Origin of the sequence: Variovorax paradoxus, assembly GCF_000834655.1 — a bacterium.
GTDB classification, from domain to species: Bacteria; Pseudomonadota; Gammaproteobacteria; order Burkholderiales; family Burkholderiaceae_C; genus Variovorax; species Variovorax paradoxus_F.
The window spans coordinates 37,493-54,641 of sequence record NZ_JXQQ01000043.1; the positions used below are offsets into that span (position 1 = coordinate 37,493).

Annotated in this window: 15 protein-coding genes; 8 read left to right on the top strand and 7 right to left on the bottom strand. The window is 67.9% G+C overall.

What is annotated here, in order from left to right; all coding sequences use genetic code 11:
• Positions 1-31: 31 nt before the first annotated feature.
• Both cphA and RT97_RS33865 read right to left on the bottom strand, forming a co-directional pair.
• Complete coding sequence (gene cphA, locus RT97_RS18215) at positions 32-2,269, bottom strand: cyanophycin synthetase (protein ID WP_253278260.1); 2,238 nt, start codon at positions 2,267-2,269, stop codon at positions 32-34.
• A gap of 190 nt (positions 2,270-2,459) precedes the next feature.
• Positions 2,460-2,657, bottom strand: a complete 198-nt coding sequence (locus RT97_RS33865) for a hypothetical protein (protein WP_253278261.1) — start codon at positions 2,655-2,657, stop codon at positions 2,460-2,462.
• On the opposite strand from RT97_RS33865, the gene RT97_RS18220 reads away from it, so the two are divergent.
• Positions 2,640-4,682, top strand: coding sequence for an ABC transporter ATP-binding protein (locus tag RT97_RS18220; protein ID WP_253278262.1), 2,043 nt, complete (start codon positions 2,640-2,642; stop codon positions 4,680-4,682). The genes RT97_RS33865 and RT97_RS18220 overlap by 18 nt on opposite strands.
• Positions 4,679-5,164, top strand: coding sequence for a DUF1854 domain-containing protein (locus RT97_RS18225; RefSeq protein ID WP_042580216.1), 486 nt, complete (start codon positions 4,679-4,681; stop codon positions 5,162-5,164). The genes RT97_RS18220 and RT97_RS18225 overlap by 4 nt, the downstream gene beginning before the upstream one ends.
• Before the next feature lie 7 nt (positions 5,165-5,171).
• On the opposite strand, the gene RT97_RS18230 is transcribed toward RT97_RS18225, so the two are convergent.
• Both RT97_RS18230 and RT97_RS18235 read right to left on the bottom strand, forming a co-directional pair.
• Positions 5,172-6,314, bottom strand: coding sequence for an acyltransferase family protein (locus tag RT97_RS18230; protein WP_042580217.1), 1,143 nt, complete (start codon positions 6,312-6,314; stop codon positions 5,172-5,174).
• An 87-nt stretch (positions 6,315-6,401) separates the two neighbouring features.
• Positions 6,402-6,812, bottom strand: coding sequence for a DUF2177 family protein (locus RT97_RS18235; RefSeq protein WP_042580218.1), 411 nt, complete (start codon positions 6,810-6,812; stop codon positions 6,402-6,404).
• A 76-nt stretch (positions 6,813-6,888) separates the two neighbouring features.
• Here RT97_RS18235 and queC point away from each other — a divergent pair, with 76 nt between their 5' ends.
• Entirely contained in the window at positions 6,889-7,602 is a 714-nt protein-coding gene (gene queC, locus RT97_RS18240; protein ID WP_042580219.1) for a 7-cyano-7-deazaguanine synthase QueC, read from the top strand.
• On the opposite strand, the gene RT97_RS18245 is transcribed toward queC, so the two are convergent.
• Both RT97_RS18245 and RT97_RS18250 read right to left on the bottom strand, forming a co-directional pair.
• Positions 7,584-9,383, bottom strand: coding sequence for an ABC transporter ATP-binding protein/permease (locus RT97_RS18245; protein WP_042580220.1), 1,800 nt, complete (start codon positions 9,381-9,383; stop codon positions 7,584-7,586). The genes queC and RT97_RS18245 overlap by 19 nt on opposite strands.
• A gap of 109 nt (positions 9,384-9,492) precedes the next feature.
• Entirely contained in the window at positions 9,493-10,053 is a 561-nt protein-coding gene (locus RT97_RS18250; RefSeq protein WP_042580254.1) for a phosphonate degradation HD-domain oxygenase, read from the bottom strand.
• A 175-nt stretch (positions 10,054-10,228) separates the two neighbouring features.
• Here RT97_RS18250 and RT97_RS18255 point away from each other — a divergent pair, with 175 nt between their 5' ends.
• The 5 genes from RT97_RS18255 (at position 10,229) to RT97_RS18270 (ending at position 15,742) form a co-directional block, all read left to right on the top strand.
• Positions 10,229-11,266 (top strand): putative 2-aminoethylphosphonate ABC transporter substrate-binding protein, encoded by a 1,038-nt coding sequence (locus RT97_RS18255; protein WP_042580221.1) that lies wholly within the window; start codon positions 10,229-10,231, stop codon positions 11,264-11,266.
• A gap of 112 nt (positions 11,267-11,378) precedes the next feature.
• Entirely contained in the window at positions 11,379-12,461 is a 1,083-nt protein-coding gene (locus tag RT97_RS18260) for an ABC transporter ATP-binding protein (RefSeq protein WP_042580222.1), read from the top strand.
• 2 nt (positions 12,462-12,463) lie between these two features.
• Positions 12,464-14,179 carry a putative 2-aminoethylphosphonate ABC transporter permease subunit gene (locus tag RT97_RS18265; RefSeq protein ID WP_042580223.1) on the top strand — a complete coding sequence of 572 codons (1,716 nt, stop codon included), beginning with the start codon at positions 12,464-12,466 and terminating at the stop codon, positions 14,177-14,179.
• A 66-nt stretch (positions 14,180-14,245) separates the two neighbouring features.
• On the top strand, positions 14,246-14,380 hold the full coding sequence (locus tag RT97_RS34030) for a hypothetical protein (RefSeq protein WP_301280761.1): 135 nt from the start codon (positions 14,246-14,248) through the stop codon (positions 14,378-14,380).
• Positions 14,381-14,476: 96 nt separating this feature from the next.
• On the top strand, positions 14,477-15,742 hold the full coding sequence (locus tag RT97_RS18270) for an MFS transporter (protein ID WP_042580224.1): 1,266 nt from the start codon (positions 14,477-14,479) through the stop codon (positions 15,740-15,742).
• On the opposite strand, the gene RT97_RS18275 is transcribed toward RT97_RS18270, so the two are convergent.
• On the bottom strand, positions 15,690-17,120 hold the full coding sequence (locus RT97_RS18275; RefSeq protein WP_042580225.1) for a PLP-dependent aminotransferase family protein: 1,431 nt from the start codon (positions 17,118-17,120) through the stop codon (positions 15,690-15,692). The two genes, RT97_RS18270 and RT97_RS18275, sit on opposite strands and share 53 nt — an antisense overlap.
• Between the last annotated feature and the right edge of the window lie 29 nt (positions 17,121-17,149).

Genomic DNA, 17,149 nt, shown 5'->3' on the forward strand with positions numbered 1-17,149 from the left:
AGGCTTGCAATCTGGCGAGTGGCACGAGGCCTCAGGCGAGTTGAGGTTGAAGGGGCTGCGTTTGCGAGAGTTGCAGCGAAGCCAGGGCAGCCTGCAGGTCGGCTTCGAAGGCCTCCACGCCGGCGCCGATCAGGTTCAGCGGAATGCCCATGGCCCAGGCGGCGGCCACGGCGGCCAGCAGGCTTTCGAGGCTCACGCCGGCATGGGTGGCGCGCCAGATCGTGAGGCGCCCCAGGCCCGGCAGGAACGACTCGCTCGTGCCGTTGGCCAGCACCACGCGGTCCTGCCGCACCAGCACGGCCTTGCCGCCCGCGGCCTGGTGCGCGGTGAGCGCGGCAGCCTGCGGATCGGCGGCATACAGGATGACGGCGCCATCGCACAGCGGCGCGAGGCCGGCCACGCGCGCGTCGGCCGCGTTCAGCACGGCCGTGCCTTCGCCCAGCACCACGTCCACCTGCGTGCGCAGCACCTTGACCATCTGGTCGCTCTCGGTGATGTCGTAGTCGGCGAGGGCTTCTGCGCCTTCCAGGTCGGTCACGATGCCGACTTCGCAGCGGTCGTAGGCCAGGCCGTCGCGCAGGATGGTTTCGGCGCCGTTCTCGATCACCACGGCCTGCACGGTGCGGTTCACGAGCAGGCGGTGGCCCGCTTCCCAGTTGGCGCTGTTGCGCGCATCGACGCGGCGGCGCTCGAGGAACAGGCCGTCGCGGCAGGCCAGGCCCGTGTGGCGCCCGCCCAGGTTGATGAGCCAGGCCACCAGGCGCGCGAGCACACCCGTGTCCTGCGAGCCGGCCACGCCGACCACCGGAATGCGGCCGGGCGCGTCGTTGGGGAACAGGTGGTCGCAGATCGCGCGGCCCACCGGGCGCGGCGAGCCGACGGCCGGCTTCAGGTGCATCAGCAGGCCCGGGCCTGCGTTGACTTCGACGATCGCGCCGCGCTGCGGGCCGAGCGGCTTGGAGATGTCCTGCGCCACGAGGTCGATGCCCGCGATGTCCAGGCCCACGACGCGCGCGGCCAGCACGGCGGCGTGCGCGACTTCGGGGTGGACCTGGTCGGTGCAGTCGTTGGCCATGTTGCCGTTGCGCTGGATCGTCACCACGCGGCCGGCGGCCGGCACCGAAGCGCCGTCCAGCTCCTGGCGCTTGAGCTCGAGCTGCAGCTTGGCGTCGGTGGCCAGCACGATCAGGTCGAGCGGGTATTCCTCTTCGGCGCCGCGGCGCGGGTCGCTGTTGAGCTGCTTGTCGATGAGCTCGGCCACGCTGAGTTTGCCGTCGCCGGTCACGGTGATGATCTCGCCGCGCGCGGCCGCCACCACTTCGCCGCCCACCACGAGCAGGCGGTGTTCGTGGCCGCGGATGAAGCGCTCGACCATCACGTTGCTGCCTTCGGGCTCGGCCACCGCGAAGGCGGCCATGACTTCCTCGCGCGTCGTCAGTTCGAGCGACACGCCGCGGCCGTGGTTGGCGTCCGACGGCTTCACGGCCACCGGCAGGCCGATGTCTTCGGCGGCTTCCCAGGCTTCCTCGGCGCTGGCGACGATCTGGCCTTCGGGCACGGGAACGCCGCAGCTCGCGAGCAGGGACTTGGTCAGTTCCTTGTCGCTGGCGATCGATTCGCCGATGGCGCTGGTGTAGTCGGTCTCGGCGGTCCAGATGCGTTGCTGGTTGGCGCCGTAGCCCAGTTGCACGAGGTTGCCGCTGTTCAGCCGCATGTGCGGGATGCCGCGGTCGGTGGCGGCGGCCACGATGGCGGCGGTGCTCGGGCCGAGGTAGCAGTCCTCGACCTTGGCCTTGACGGCGTCGACGGCGTTCTGCACGTCGTCGGCGCTGAACGGGTCGTTGTTGATGGCAGCCATCAGCAGGCGGTGGCCCTCGGCCAGCGCCACCCGGGCGACCTGCTCGTCGCGCGCGCGAAACACCATGCGGTAGACACCATGCTCCGAGGTGCTACGGGTTTGCCCGAATCCGGTCGGCATGCCGGCCAGGTTCAGCAGTTCGATGACGACGTGTTCCAGCACGTGGCCCGACCAGGTGCCTTCGGTCAGCCGCTGGATGAAGCCGCCGCGCTCGCCCACGCCGCAGTGGTGCTCGATGAGCGCCGGGAGCAGGGCCGTGAGGCGGTCGGTGAAGCCGTCGATCTTGTTGGAGGGAAAGTCTTCGAGCTGGCCCAGGTCGAGCCAGACTTCGAGCACCGGACGGTAGGTCCAGAGGTTGGGACCGCGCAAATAGTTGATGCGCAGCAGGCGGATGTCGTCGAAACGGGTCATGCAAACGTTCGATGTGCTTTGGCCGAGCACCACGGCGCCTTCAAGCGCGCCCATGGCGATCAGTCAGAATCGGCGCCCGACAAAGGACGCCATGACGCGGTCCCTGCGGCCCGCGACGGGCAAGAGTCAAAGAAACACAATGCAACATCACGATCCAGTCGGCACCCGGGAGGGCGAAATCGAGGCGGCTTCAGGCGCGCTGAAAAACCGGCTCGCAGTCGCGGAAAACGTTCTGGTAACACTCGCGGTTGACCTCGATTACGAACTTCGTTTCGCCTCCGGCCTGGTCGCCCTGACCGACCAGCGCCTGATTGCGCTGGAGCCAGGCGGCGAGTGGCGTGAGTGGCCACTCACGGATCCCACGCTTCGATTGCTGCTGGCCGACCATTCGGGCATCGGTACGCTCGACCTGATCGGCCCCGACGGCCGCCTGGCGCGCTGGCGCTACACGCTCGCCAGCCAGGCCAATGCGCTGCGCCTGCTCAAGCTGTTCGGCCAGCGCGCGGCCGGTGTCACGGAAGCGACACCCGAGGCGGCCGACGGCGAAGAGCTTGCCGACGCCGAGCTCCAGACCCCGCCCTCGACCTGGGTGCTGCTGCGCCTGGGGCGCTTTGCCAAGCCTTACCGCAAGCAGCTTTTCCTCGGGTTTTTCCTGACCCTGCTCTCGACCGCCGCCACGCTGGTGCCGCCGTACCTGACCATCCCGCTGATGGACGACATCCTGATCCCGTTCCAGAACGGCAAGCAGATCGATCCGGGCCTGGTGGGCCTCTACCTGGGCGGCCTGCTTGGCGCGGCGCTGCTGGGCTGGGGCCTGGGCTGGGCGCGCACCTACCTGCTGGCGCTGGTGTCCGAGCGCATCGGTGCCGACCTGCGCACCAGCACCTACGAGCATCTGCTGACGCTGCCGCTGGACTATTTCGGCGGCAAACGCACCGGCGACCTGATGGCGCGCATCGGCTCGGAAACCGACCGCATCAACGTCTTCCTGTCACTGCATGCGCTCGATTTCGCCAACGACGTGCTGATGATCGTCATGACGGCGGCCATCCTGATCTCGATCAACCCGCTGCTGGCGGTGGTCACGCTGGTGCCGCTGCCCTTCATCGCCTGGATGATCCACGTGGTGCGCGATCGCCTGCGCACCGGCTTCGAGAAGATCGACCGCGTCTGGTCCGAGGTGACCAACGTTCTGGCCGACACCATTCCCGGCATCCGCGTGGTCAAGGCCTTCGCGCAGGAACGCCGCGAAGCCGACCGCTTCCGCACCGCCAATGCCTACAACCTGCAGGTCAACGACAAGCTCAACCGCACCTGGTCGGTGTTCACGCCGACCGTCTCGCTGCTGACCGAGATCGGCCTGCTCGTGGTGTGGGGCTTCGGCATCTGGCAGGTCTCGCGCAACAACATCACGGTGGGTGTGCTCACCGCCTTCATCGCCTACATCGGCCGTTTCTATACGCGCATGGACTCGATGAGCCGCATCGTCTCGGTCACGCAGAAGGCCGCGGCCGGCGCCAAGCGCATCTTCGACATCCTCGACCACGTGAGCAACGTGCCCGAGCCGGTGAACCCGGTGAAGGTGGAGCGCGTGCAGGGCCGCATCGAGATGAGCGGCCTGGGCTTTCGCTACGGTTCGCGCGCGGTGATCCACGACCTGAACCTGGTGATCGAACCCGGCGAGATGATCGGCCTGGTGGGCCACAGCGGCTCGGGCAAGAGCACGCTGGTCAACCTGATCTGCCGCTTCTACGACGTGACCGACGGCGCCATCAAGGTCGACGGCACCGACATCCGCCGCTTCGCCGTGGCCGACTACCGGCGCCACGTGGGGCTTGTGTTGCAGGAGCCGTTCCTGTTCTTCGGCACCATCGCGCAGAACATCGCCTACGGCAAGCCTGACGCCACGCGCGAAGAAGTGGTGGCCGCCGCCCGCGCTGCGCATGCGCACGATTTCATCCTGCGCCTGCCGCATGGCTACGACTCGCTGGTCGGCGAGCGCGGGCAGGGGCTCTCGGGCGGCGAGCGCCAGCGCATCAGCATCGCGCGCGCACTCCTGATCGATCCGCGCATCCTGATCCTCGACGAGGCCACCTCGGCGGTGGACACCGAGACCGAGAAGGAAATCCAGAAGGCGCTGGACAACCTTGTGCAGGGCCGCACCACCATCGCCATCGCCCACCGGCTCTCGACGCTGCGCAAGGCCGACCGGCTCGTGGTCATGGACCGCGGCGAGGTGGTCGAGGTCGGCCCGCACGACGCGCTCATGGCCAGGCAGGGCGCCTACTGGCGGCTCTATCAGGCGCAGTTGCGCCAGGGCGACGACGATGCGAGCGAAGGCGCGGCCGACGAGCGCGCCGGCGCGCAACTGCCGCTCATCAGCCACGCAGCACATCCGGCAGGCGAAGCATGACCCCCGAGAACACCACCGCCATCACCTTCGCCATGGAGCGCGACGCCTTCGGACGCCTAGTGCTGACCGACACCCAGGGCGAGCGCCACGTGGGCATCACGCCCGTGCGGGCCTTTCCGCTCACGGCGCCCGGCGAGGGCATCTCGCTGGTCGGCAGCGACGGCCGCGAGCTGGTCTGGATCGACCGCGTCGAGACGCTGCCTTCGCAGGCGCGTGCGCTGCTCGAGGAAGAACTCGCGGTGCGCGACTTCGCGCCCACGCTGCTGAAGCTGCACAAGGTTTCCAGCTTCGGCGTGCCCAGCACCTGGACCGTGAGCACCGACCGTGGCGACACCAGCTTCGTGCTCAAGGCGGAAGAAGACATCCGCCGGCTCGAAGGCGGCGCGCTGCTGATCGCGAGCGCGCACGGCGTGCAGTTCCGCATTCCCGACGCGAAGGCGCTCGACCGGTCTTCGCGCAAGCTGCTCGAGCGCTTCCTCTAGACCGGGGTCAGAGCGGGCTGCGGTTCCTGCCCGGGCGCAGCGCCGCGGCGGCGTCGCAGGCCGGCAGCGGGGTGTTCGAGAGGGCCGCCTGCTTCACGGCCTTGGCCCAGCGGTGGCCCCAGTCGGTGATCGGCTTCTCGAACCAGCGGTAGAGCAGGTCCGAGAGCAGGAGCGCCACGGCGAACGAAAGAAAAAGCAGCGTGCCGCCCACGATGGTCGGGGCGGGCAGCACCGCGATCACCGCGTGCGCGGCGGTGTACTGCACCAGGTACATCGCATACGAGCGGTGCCCGACGAACACCAGCGGCTTCGATGCCAGCACCCGCGCAACCCAGGTGCGGGCGGCGAGTAGAGCCGGGATCAGCATCGCGATCAGCAGGCTGTACACCGCGATGGCCGATGCATCGCCGATGCGCCCGGCGATCAGCGGAAAGCGCCGATGCACCACCAGCAGCGCCAGCACGAGCGCAATGGCCACGCCCTGGTACATGAGGCAGCGAACCAGCCCGAAGGCGCGTCGCGTGTTCATCAGGATGGCCAGCCCCGAGCCGAACAGCATGCCGACGTAGTTTTGCGAAAGCAGCAGGCGCCAGTGAAAGTCGCCGATGCCGATCATGGCGAGCGCGGCGAGGCCGAAACCGACGGTCGCCAGGCCCGAGCGGAGCGTCGTGCCGAAGACCACGAGCAGCGTGGGCCAGATGAGGTAGTACTTCCACTCCACGCCCAGCGTCCAGGTCATGTGCAGGGGTGCCATGTCGGCCAGCTCGTTGAGCAGCGTCAGGTAGTACGGCGTGGCCGCCTTCATCTGCTCCCATGAGCCGTCGTGTGCGCCATGGCTCAGGCCCAGCACGGCCAGGAAGACCAGCAGGTAGAGCGGCAGCAACCGGGTGGCGCGGCGGATGTAGAACGCCTTGAGCGATATGCGGCCGGTGCTGTCGCGCTCGCGCAGCAGCAGGGTGGTGATCAGGAAGCCGGAGAGAACGAAAAAGGCGTGGACGCCGAGCCAGCCCGAGAAGCGCGTCCAGCCGATGCCGCCGAAATGGTCGCTGAAGACGAGGAAGACGGAGACGGCCCGCAGGCCATCGAGTGCGGCGAAATTGCGCGTGCCCTGAAAGTCTTCGAAGCTGATCGCGCTACCGCGCTCGCCCATCTTGCTGTCCCCTGCATCGTTCGTGCAGGATTTTGCCTTAACAGGCCGTTACAACACCCCTGACTAAAGTCATAGTGTGGGGTGGAATCAACGTGCGGAAAACCAGCGCAAGGCCAGGGCGCCGGCCGCGGCCGCCACCCCGCTCACCAGGGTGCCCCAGGCGATGTCGATGAACGAAAGCGCCAGCGGCCAGTTGCGGACGACCGCTAGGTTGGTCAGGTCGTAGGTGCTGTAGCAGAAGAGCCCGAAAAGCGCGCCCAGCACCGCCGCCCGCGTCACGCTCTGCGCATCGATGCCCGGCAGGATCGCGAAGATCACGAGGCCGATGGGGTACAGCAGGTAGAACACCGCCGCGAAGGCCAGCCGGGGCTGCGGCGACATCAGGTCGCCCATCGCCTCCTGGTACATGTTCTTGGCGACGACGCCGAGCCAGAGCATGTCGATCACCAACAGCACGATGAAGGTGGCGGCCCATGCGACGAGGTGTTTGGTGCTCATCCGCGGGATCGTATCCGCGCTCGGTTGGCGCCTGCGAAAATCGCGTCTTTGGACTACAACGGCCCCGCTGACGGACATGCCCCTGCACACCACCGCCCTCGTCCTTTTCTCCGGCGGCCAGGATTCGACCACCTGCCTGGCCGATGCGCTCTCGAAGTACCAGCGCGTCGAGACGCTGGGCTTCGACTACGGGCAGCGCCACCGCGTCGAGCTCGACGTGCGCGGCACCATCCTTGCCCAGATGCGCGAGCGCTTTCCCGACTGGGCGCCGCGCCTGGGCGAAGACCACGTGCTCACGCTCGCGGCGCTGGCCCAGCTGGGCGGCTCCTCGCTCACCGAAGAGGTCGCCTTCGCGATGCAGGCCGACGGCCTGCCCAACACCTTCGTGCCCGGGCGCAACCTGCTGTTCCTCACGCTGGCCGGCGCGCTGGCCTACCGGCGCGGGCTGCAGGTGATCGTCACCGGCGTCTGCGAGACCGATTTCTCGGGCTACCCCGACTGCCGCGACGACACCATGAAGGCGATGCAGCTGGCGCTCTCGCTCGGGCTGGAGCGGCGCCTGGTCATCGAGACGCCGCTCATGTGGATCGACAAGGCCGAGACCTGGCAGATGGCGCACCGCCTCGGCGGCGAGCCGCTGGTCGACCTGATCGTGGAAGAGACCCACACCTGCTACCTCGGCGACCGCGTGCACCGCCAGGCCTGGGGCTACGGGTGCGGCGAATGCCCCGCCTGCGACCTGCGCAAGAAGGGCTGGGAGCGCTATTCCGGTCAGGCCGCGGCGGGCTGAGCCGCCGAGGTGTTCAGCCGGTAGCGCGCGCCGCCTGCTGTTCCTGTTCCTTCTTCCTGCGGCACCAGCGTCCAGCGCTGGTTGTGGAAATCGCCGACCGCCGCGCGGTGCGCGATCGACACCATCGCGCCGCCCGCTGCGCGCACCGTGTCCGAGAGGCGCTTGTAGAGCACGCCCTCGGCCTGCGCGTCCAGGGCGCTGGTGATCTCGTCTGCAAAGAGCCATGACGGCTTCTTCAGCAGCACGCGGGCGATGGCCAGGCGCTGCTGCTCGCCGCCGGACAGCTTCTGGCTCCATGAGTCGCTGTCGTCCAGGCGGGTGGCCAGGTCGGGAAGCAGGGCGTCGGCCAGGGCCTGGCGCAGCTGGTCGTCTGTGAAATCGGCGGCGGGGTTCGGGTAGGTCAGCGCGTCGCGCAGCTTGCCGTCGGGGACGTAGGGGCGTTGGGGCATGAAGACCGCGCCGTCAGGCACCTTCACGTGCCCGCTCGCGAACGGCCAGATGCCGGCGAAGGATCGGAACAACGTCGACTTGCCGCTGCCCGAGGGGCCCTGCAGCAACACGCTGTCGCCGGGTTTCACGGCCAGTGCGGCGCCGCTCAGCAGGGCGGCGCCATTGGGCAAAGACACCGAGAGATCGTCGCTGCGCAGCTCCCCGGCCGCCTCGCCGCGTTCCAGCGGCATGGCCTGCGCGGCATGGGCGCGCATGGCATCGTCGAAGGTGGTCAGGCGGTCGGTGGTGGCGCGCCAGACGGCGACCTTGTCGTAGTTGTCGACGAACCAGCTCAGCGAGTCCTGCACCTTGCCGAATGCGGACGAAATCTGCATCAGCTGGCCCAGCTGGATCGCACCGCTGAAGAAGCGGGGTGCGGCCACCACGAACGGGAAGATCACCGCGGCCTGCCCGAAGAACGAGGTGAAGGTGATCAGGTTCTTCTGCTGCTTGATGAGCAGCAGGTAGTTGCGCAGCACGCTGCCGAAGCGCGTGTCGAGCTGGCCGTGCTCGACCTTCTCGCCCCTGTCCAGCGCGATCGCCTCGCTGTACTCGCGCACCCGCACCAGGTGATGCCGGAAATCGGCCTCGAAACGCTGCTGGCGGAAATTGGTGCCGATCAGCGGGCGACCGATGAAGTGCGTGATGACCGTCCCCACCACGCAGTACGCCACCGCCAGCCACACCATGGCGCCCACGATCTGGTAAGTGGTGCCCCCCATCGAGAATTCGAAGCTGCCCGACAGCCCCCAGAGGATGCCGACGAAGCTGACCAGCGTGACCACCGCGTTCAGCAGGCCCATCGACAGCGTCATCGTGTAGTCGGTGAAAAGCTGCATGTCTTCCTGGATGCGCTGGTCGGGGTTGTCCGGCGCCTGGCCGTCCTTGCCCGCGTAGCGCGCGAGTTCCAGGTGATAGAAGGTGCGGTTGGCCATCCAGCGCGTCATGTAGTCGCGCGTCATCCAGGTGCGCCAGCGCAGCTGCAGCAATTGCGTCACGTAGAACTTGAGCACCTGCAGCAGGATGTTGAAGAAGGCCAGCACGCAGAACACGCGGATCTCGCGCCAGAACACGGTCGCGTCCTTGTTCTGCAGCCCGTCGTAGAAGCGCCCGTACCACTGGTTGAAGAGCACCAGCGCGTAGACGTACGCCAGGTTGAGCGCGACGATCCCCGCGAACATGGCCCGCGCGCGCCATTTCTCCTCGGACCTGAAATAGGGCGCCGCCAGCGCAAAGACGCGCCTCAGCACCTGGGTGAACGTGGCGGCTCGCGCCGTGACGGATGAAGACATGCAGGTTTCCTCGCAGGCGCAGGTGCGCCGGACATCATGAGGAAACCATAGTAGACAAATGTTTCTTAAACGGACCTGAAACCCGGCCGCCGGGCAAAAAAAGTCTTCCTCAGCGCAGCAGGACCCGCCCGGCTGTCGAGAGGAAATGTGCGAGCGGCGGTGTCTTCAGCCCCTCGACCTTGGCCTCCTCGTCCCAGAGCCTCAGGCGTACCGCATCGTCGGCCCAGCGATGTTCGGCAAAACGGCTCGCCGCGGCCGCATCCATCACCCCGCCCTGCAGCGCAAGGCTGCGCACCGAATCGGGCGACAGCTTCACGAAATAGTCCGGCCGCGTCGCGCACAGGTAGCGCTTGGCATCCACATGCAGCCGTATCGGCTCGCGCACTTCCACATCGAAGGCGCCGCGCAGCAGCGGCAGCGCGATGTATTGATGGCGATCGTCGATGCCCAGTTCGGTGGGCGATTGCGCAAGCGTCTGGTGCTCGGCGATCAGCAGGTGCCCCAGGTCGTGCAGCAGCGCGGCGGTGACGAGCGCATCGCCCGCGCCCGCCTGCTCGGCGAGCCACGCGCACTGCAGCGCGTGCTCCAGCTGCGACACCGGCTCGCCCGCATACGCAACCCCGCCGCGTTCGGCGAACAGGCGTGCGATCTCGGCAAGGTCGAGTGTCATGGAAGTGAAACGAAGCGCGTGCGACAGCCTGCGAAGCGTCGCCGCGCGCCATGACATCCGTGTGACGCATCTGACAAACCCCTGTCATATGGCGCTGCGAGCATCGCCGCGTTCACGGGCAAGCCGTGCGTACTTTCGTCCGCGTACTTTCAATCATCGCCAGGAATTTCCCATCATGCTGTTTCGCTTCATCCGTCGTGCCGCCGTGCCGGCCGCCCTGTTCTCGCTGGCGTTCGCCGCCTCCGCCCAGGGCCGCACCGAGCTGCTGGTCTACACCGCGCTCGAAGCCGACCAGGTGCAGGCCTACAAGGCTGCCTTCGAAAAGGAAAACCCCACCATCGAGCTGAAGTTCGTGCGCGACTCCACCGGCATCGTCACCGCCAAGCTGCTCGCAGAAAAGGCCAACCCGCAGGCCGATGTCGTGTGGGGCCTGGCCGCCACCTCGCTCATGCTGCTCGACAAGGAAGGCATGCTCCAGCCCTATGCGCCCAAGGGCCTGGATGCCATCAAGCCCACCATGCGCGATCCGGCCAATCCGCCCAAGTGGGTCGGCATGGACGTGTGGTCGTCGGCCATCTGCTTCAACACCGCCGAAGCCACCAAGAAGAACCTGCCCAAGCCCGCCAGCTGGGCCGACCTGACCAACCCGGTCTACAAGGGCCAGATCACCATGCCCAACCCCGCGGCATCGGGCACCGGCTACCTGATGGTGTCGGGCTGGATCCAGATGATGGGCGAGGACAAGGCGTGGAAGTACATGGACGCGCTGCACCAGAACATCGGCATCTACAGCCAGTCGGGCAGCAAGCCCTGCCGCCAGGCCGGCGCGGGTGAGTTCGCGCTCGGCATGTCCTTCGAATACCGCGCCAACAAGACCAAGCGCGACGGCGCACCAATCGACATCGTGCTGCCGAAGGAAGGCCTCGGCTGGGACATGGAAGCCACCGGCATCATCAAGACCAGCAAGAAGCAGGACGCCGCCAAGGCACTGGCCGACTGGGCCGTGACGAAGCAGGCCAACGAGCTCTACGCCAAGAACTTCGCCGTGCTCGCGCTGCCGGGCATCCAGGAGAAGCTCGAGTTCGTGCCGGGCGACGTCGAGAAGCTGCTCGCCAAGAACGACTTCACCTGGGCTGCCGCGAACCGCGACCGCATCCTGACGGAATGGTCCAAGCGCTACGAATCGAAGTCGGAAAAGAAGGCACCGCTCTGATGCAACCCCAACCGTTCGGGCCGAGCTTGTCGAAGCCTCGCGTGATCGAAGCAGCCCTTCGACGAGCTCAGGGCGAACGGTGGGCAAGCACAGGCGAACGGCGGACACGTCAATGACCAGCTTTCTCTCCCTCCGCGGCATCGGCAAGTCCTTTGGCGCCACCCGCGTGCTCGACGGCATCGACCTGGACATCGAGCCGGGCGAATTCGTGTGCCTGCTCGGTCCCTCGGGGTGCGGCAAGACCACGCTGCTGCGCATCGTGTGCGGCATCGAGCTCGCCGACGGCGGGCAGATCCTGCTCGGCGGCCAGGACATCGCGGGCCTGCCGCCCGCTGCGCGCGGCTTCGGCGTGGTGTTCCAGTCGTATGCGTTGTTCCCCAACCTCACGGCGGCGCAGAACATCGCCTACGGCCTGCACCCCACCGGCGCGCTCGCACGCGAGATGGCCAAGCGCTCGCGCGAGATGCTCGATCTCGTCGGCCTCGCCGCGCATGCCGACAAATACCCGGTGCAGCTCTCGGGCGGCCAGCAGCAGCGCATCGCGTTGGCGCGCGCCCTCGCGCCGAACCCGCGCCTCTTGCTGCTCGACGAGCCCCTCTCCGCGCTCGACGCGCAGGTGCGCGCGAGCCTGCGCAGCGAGATCCGCTCGCTGCAGAAGCGCCTGGGCATCGTCACCATCATGGTCACGCACGACCAGGAAGAAGCGCTCTCGATGGCCGACCGCGTGGTGCTGATGCACAACGGCCGCATCGAGCAGGCCGGCACGCCCGACGAGCTGTACCGCCAGCCGCGCACCCGCTTCGTGGCCAGCTTCGTCGGCCGCATGAACATGCTGCCCGCGACCGTGCTGGCCGACGGCAAGGTGCGCGTGCGCGACAGCGAATTGTTCTGCGCACCGGGCAACCTGAACAGCTTGAGCGTGGGATCGCAGGCCACCGTGGGCATCCGCCCCGAGCACGTGGTGGTCAAGCGCTTCGGCACCGAAATGGGCGCCAACAGTTTCGCTGCGCGCCTGCTCGACACGGAATTCTTCGGCAACCGTACCTCGGCGCGGCTGGCCTGCGAGCCGCTCGGCATCGAGATCGAGGCCGAGCTGCCCGCCGATGCGCGCAGCGGCGGCGACGAGCCGCTGGTGCCCAGCAGCATGGTGCATATCCAGCTGCCGCTGAACGCGCTGTCCGTGCTGGCGCATTGAGCATGAGCAGCTTTCCCAACGCCATCGCCGTCGCGCCGGTGGCGATAGCGCGCAGCAGCGCGTTCGACCGCGAGCGCTGGCTCACAGGCGCAGCCGTCGCGCTGGTCGTGCTGCTGCTGGTCGTGATCGTCGCGCTGCCCGTCGGTGCGTTGGTCGGCCAGAGCTTCTTCGACCGCGCCGGTGCCTTCGTGGGCCTCGCGAACTTCGCGCGCTACCTCGACAGCCCGGCACTCGTGCAGTCGGCCTTCAACAGCCTGTGGATCGCAGCGATCAGCGCCGTGATCTGTACGGCCATCGCCTACGTGTTCGCCTATGGGCTCACGCTCTCGTGCATGCCGGCCAAGGGCGCGCTGCGCGCGGTGGCGCTCGTTCCGCTGCTGGCGCCTTCGCTGCTGCCTGCCATCAGCCTGGTGTATCTCTTCGGCAACCAGGGGCTCTTCAAGGGGCTGATGGGCGAAGCCTCGATCTACGGGCCGCTGGGCATCGTGCTCGGCTCGGTGTTCTGGACGTTGCCGCATGCGCTGCTCATCCTCACGACCGCCATGGCCACGTCAGATGGTCGGCTGTATGAAGCGGCGCAGACGCTCGGCGCATCGCGCTGGCGCATCTTCCGCACGGTGACGCTGCCGTCCTCCCGCTACGGCCTCATCGTGGCCGCGATGGTGGTGTTCGTGCTGGTCATCACCGACTTCGGCGTGCCCAAGGTGGTCGGCGGGCAGACCGGCGTGCTCGCGACCGACATCTACAAGCAGGTGGTCGGGCAGCAGAACTTCCAGATGGGCGCGGTGGTCGGCCTCGTGCTGCTCATTCCCGCGGTGCTCTCGTTCCTCGTCGAGCGGCGCGTGCGCAGCAAGCAGGCCGCGGCGCTCTCGGCGCGTGCCACGCCCTACCAGCCCGAACCCGTGGCGTCGCGCGACCGCGCGCTGCTCGTGTTCTGCACGCTCACCGCCTGCGCCATCCTCGTGATGATCGGCATGGCGGTGTTCGCATCGCTCGCGACCTACTGGCCCTACAAGCTCACGCCGTCGCTGAAGAACTACGACTTCAGCAACATGGACGGCGGCGGCTGGGGCAGCTATTTCAATTCGCTGCGGCTCGCGCTGTGCGCCGCGGTGGCCGGTGCGCTCGTCACCTTCGTCTCGGCTTACCTCGTGGAAAAGCCGCGCCACTTCGGCTTCTTGCGCGAACTGCTCAACCTGCTCGCGAACCTGCCGCTCGCGGTGCCGGGGCTGGTGCTGGGCGTGGGCTACATCTTCTTCTTCATCTCGCCCTCGAATCCGCTGAACGGCCTGTACGGCGGCATGACGATCCTGGTCATCTGCACGGTGGCGCACTTCTTCTCGGTGGCGCACCTCACCTCGCTCACCGCGCTGCGCCAGCTCGACCGCGAGTACGAGCTGGTGTCCGAGTCGATGGGCGTGCCGTTCTGGCGCACGCTCTGGCGCGTGCACCTGCCGGTGGCGCTGCCGACCGTGCTCAACGTGGGCGGCTATTTCTTCGTCAACGCGATGACCACCGTGTCGGCCGTCGTGTTCCTCTATTCGCCGCAGACCACGCTGGCTGCGATCGCCGTGCTCAACATGGACGATGCCGGCGACGTGGCGCCCGCGGCCGCCATGGCCTCGCTGATCATGCTCACCGCCGCCGTCGGCCGCGGCGTGTTCGCGCTGGCCGGGCACTGGGCGCTTGCGCGCACCCAGGCCTGGAGAAGCCGGTAGCCGCGCGATCGCTGTCGGCGCCGTGTCCGACTTGACTGGCAAGACGGCAGGCATAGCATCCCCCGGATGAGAAGCGCAGCTTTTGTCCTCCTGTTCTGCATCGGCCTGATCGCGGCCGGTTGCGACGACAAGCCCAAGCCCGGCGGACCCATGCCCAAGGCTTCGGCAAACGTCGTTTCGCCGGTCCTGCTCGCGGGCTGATACGCGCCTGGCGCGTGAAGGCGGCCGCGTGCCGCCCGTCATTGCGCGCTCGCAGCACGCTGCGCGGCGGGTATCCTCGGTGCGGAGAAAAAAACAATGAAGACACCCGAGACCACCGTCCACGCGGCGGATTCGCGCTACGCCATGCTGCGCCTGGCGCTCACGCTTCTGATCATGACGGTCGGCAGCAGCGGCATGTACGTGGTCTCGGTGATGCTGCCCGCGGTGCAGGCCGAGTTCGGCATCGACCGCGCCGCTGCATCGCTGCCCTACACCTGGCTCATGCTCGGCTTCGGTTTCGGCGGCGTGCTGATGGGCAGGCTGGCCGACCGCTTCGGCGTGATGTGGCCGCTCCTGATGGGTTCGGTGTTCCTCGCCGCGGGCTACATCGCCACGGGACTGTCGGGCGGCATCGTCTCGTTCACCGTCGCTCAGGCCCTCCTGGTCGGCCTGCTCGGCAGCTCAGCCGCGTTTGCGCCACTGGTGGCCGACACTTCGCTGTGGTTCGTCAAGCGGCGCGGCATCGCTGTGGCGATCTGCGCGAGCGGCAACTATGTCGCCGGTGCCATCTGGCCGCCCATCGCGCAGCACTTCATCGAGACGGTCGGCTGGCGCCAAACGTACATCGGCATGGGCATCTTCTGCGGCATCGCGATGGCGGTGCTCGCGCTTTTCTTCCGTGCACGGCCGCCGGCGGTGGCCGCTGCGCCGGTCGGCAATGCATCGGATGCAGTGCCGCCGCGCGACATGACACGCCCCTTCGGCTTGAGCATGGGCTCGGCACAGGCCCTGCTGTGCGTTGCGGCCGTGGCGTGCTGCGTGGCGATGGCCATGCCGCAGGTGCACATCGTGGCCTACTGCGGCGACCTGGGCTACGGCCCTGCGCGGGGCGCGCAGATGCTGTCGCTGATGCTCGGGTTCGGCGTGGTGAGCCGGCTGGTATCAGGTGCGATCTGCGACCGCATCGGCGGGCTTCGCACGCTGCTGCTGGGCGGCGTGCTGCAGTGCGTTGCGCTGCTCCTTTTCCTGCCGTTCGACGGGCTCGTGTCGCTCTATGTGATCTCGGCGCTGTTCGGGCTTTTCCAGGGTGGGCTCGTGCCGGCCTACGCGATCATCGTGCGCGAGCACTTTCCGCCGAAGGAAGCTGGTGCGCGCGTAGGCACGGTGCTGATGTTCTCGCTGTTCGGCATGGCGCTGGGCGGGTGGATGTCGGGCAAGGTGTTCGACCTGACCGGCAGCTACCACGCGGCTTTCGTCAACGGCATTGGCTGGAACCTGCTGAACCTCTGCATCGCGTCGTTCCTGCTCTTCAGGCTGTATCGCCTGCGGCTTCGGCCACCAGGCGGCCCAGTGTCCGCATAGCCTTCTCGCTCTGCGCATTCCATGCGTGGCCGTAGTTCAGCCGCAGGCAGTGCGTGAACGCGCGCGTCGCCGAAAAGATCGGGCCCGGCGCGACGCTGATGCCGAGCGCGAGTGCCTGGCGATGGATGTCGAGCGCGTTGACCTGCGCCGGCAGCTCGACCCAGAGGAAGTAGCCGCCCAGCGGCCGCGTGGCGCGCGTGCCCGCGGGAAAGTAGTGCCCCACCGCCTGCGCGAAGGTCGCCTGCTGCATCGCGAGCGTCTGGCGGAGCTTGCGCAGGTGCTTGTCGAGGCCGCCTTTTTCCAGGTACGCCGCGAGCGCGAGTTGCGCTGGCGCCGACGTGCTGAGCGTGGACGTGAGCTTCTGCCGCGCCACCTTGCGCGCGAACCTGCCGGCCGACGCCCAGCCGATGCGGTAGCCCGGCGCCAGGCACTTGGAGAACGAGGAGCAGTGCAGCACCAGCCCCTGCGTGTCGAAGGCCTTGGCCGGTGCGGGCCGGCGCTCGCCGAAGTAGAGCTCGGCGTACACGTCGTCCTCGATCAGCGGCAGTTCGTGGCGGGCGAGCAGTTCGACCAGCGCCTTCTTCTTGGCATCGGGCATGAGGCTGCCGAGCGGGTTCTGGAAGGTCGTCATGAGCCAGCAGGCCTTGGGCTCGTGGGCCGCGATGGCCTGTTCGAGCGCGCCGAGGTCGATGCCTTCGCCCGGGTGCGTCGGCACCTCGATGGCCTTCAAGCCCATGCGCTCCAGCGCCTGCAGCGCCGCATAGAAGGTTGGCGATTCGACGATCACCGCATCGCCCGGCCGCGTGACTGCCGCCAGGCACAGGTTGAGCGCCTCGAGCGCGCCGTTGGTGATGACGATTTCCTCGGCCGGCGCCTGCATGCCGTCGGCCAAGTAGCGCAGCGCAATCTGCCGCCGCAGCGCCGCGCTGCCGGGCGTGAGGTCGTCCACCGTGCTCCACGGGTCGAGCGACTTGGCGCTCGCGGCCATGAACTGCCCGAGCCGCGCGAGCGGAAACATCAGCGGGCTCGGAAACGCCGAGCCGAAGGGCACCACCTTGCGCGACATGCTGGCCTCCAGGATGTCGAACACCTGGTCGCTCACGTCCAGCGACATGGGGCCGTCTGCGGGGCGCGAGGTCAGGGTGGACTCGGGCGGCGCGTCGCGCAGGCCCCCACCGGTGACGTAGTAGCCCGAGCGGTCGCGCGCCCGCACGAGGCCGCGCGCCTCCAGCAGGTAGTAGGCCTGGAACACCGTCGAGGCGCTGACTCCGCGGCTCTGCCCGGTGTGGCGCACCGAGGGCAGGCGGTCGCCGGTCTTCAGGGTGCCGTTGCGGATCGAGGCCTCGATGTCGGCGGCCAGGGCTTCATAACGTTTCATGGCGCGGGTTCGTCGTTCGCACGGACTTT

Coding starts and splice junctions, on each gene's coding strand:
- RT97_RS18235 (WP_042580218.1), bottom strand. CDS start 6,812: ATGAGCACCAAACACCTCGTCGCATGGGCCGCCACCTTCATCGTGCTG.
- RT97_RS18265 (WP_042580223.1), top strand. CDS start 12,464: ATGAGCAGCTTTCCCAACGCCATCGCCGTCGCGCCGGTGGCGATAGCG.
- RT97_RS18275 (WP_042580225.1), bottom strand. CDS start 17,120: ATGAAACGTTATGAAGCCCTGGCCGCCGACATCGAGGCCTCGATCCGC.
- RT97_RS33865 (WP_253278261.1), bottom strand. CDS start 2,657: ATGGTCGGCCAGCAGCAATCGAAGCGTGGGATCCGTGAGTGGCCACTC.
- RT97_RS18245 (WP_042580220.1), bottom strand. CDS start 9,383: ATGTCTTCATCCGTCACGGCGCGAGCCGCCACGTTCACCCAGGTGCTG.
- RT97_RS18250 (WP_042580254.1), bottom strand. CDS start 10,053: ATGACACTCGACCTTGCCGAGATCGCACGCCTGTTCGCCGAACGCGGC.
- RT97_RS18225 (WP_042580216.1), top strand. CDS start 4,679: ATGACCCCCGAGAACACCACCGCCATCACCTTCGCCATGGAGCGCGAC.
- RT97_RS18270 (WP_042580224.1), top strand. CDS start 14,477: ATGAAGACACCCGAGACCACCGTCCACGCGGCGGATTCGCGCTACGCC.
- RT97_RS18230 (WP_042580217.1), bottom strand. CDS start 6,314: ATGGGCGAGCGCGGTAGCGCGATCAGCTTCGAAGACTTTCAGGGCACG.
- RT97_RS18255 (WP_042580221.1), top strand. CDS start 10,229: ATGCTGTTTCGCTTCATCCGTCGTGCCGCCGTGCCGGCCGCCCTGTTC.
- RT97_RS18260 (WP_042580222.1), top strand. CDS start 11,379: ATGACCAGCTTTCTCTCCCTCCGCGGCATCGGCAAGTCCTTTGGCGCC.
- cphA (WP_253278260.1), bottom strand. CDS start 2,269: ATGACCCGTTTCGACGACATCCGCCTGCTGCGCATCAACTATTTGCGC.
- RT97_RS34030 (WP_301280761.1), top strand. CDS start 14,246: ATGAGAAGCGCAGCTTTTGTCCTCCTGTTCTGCATCGGCCTGATCGCG.
- queC (WP_042580219.1), top strand. CDS start 6,889: ATGCCCCTGCACACCACCGCCCTCGTCCTTTTCTCCGGCGGCCAGGAT.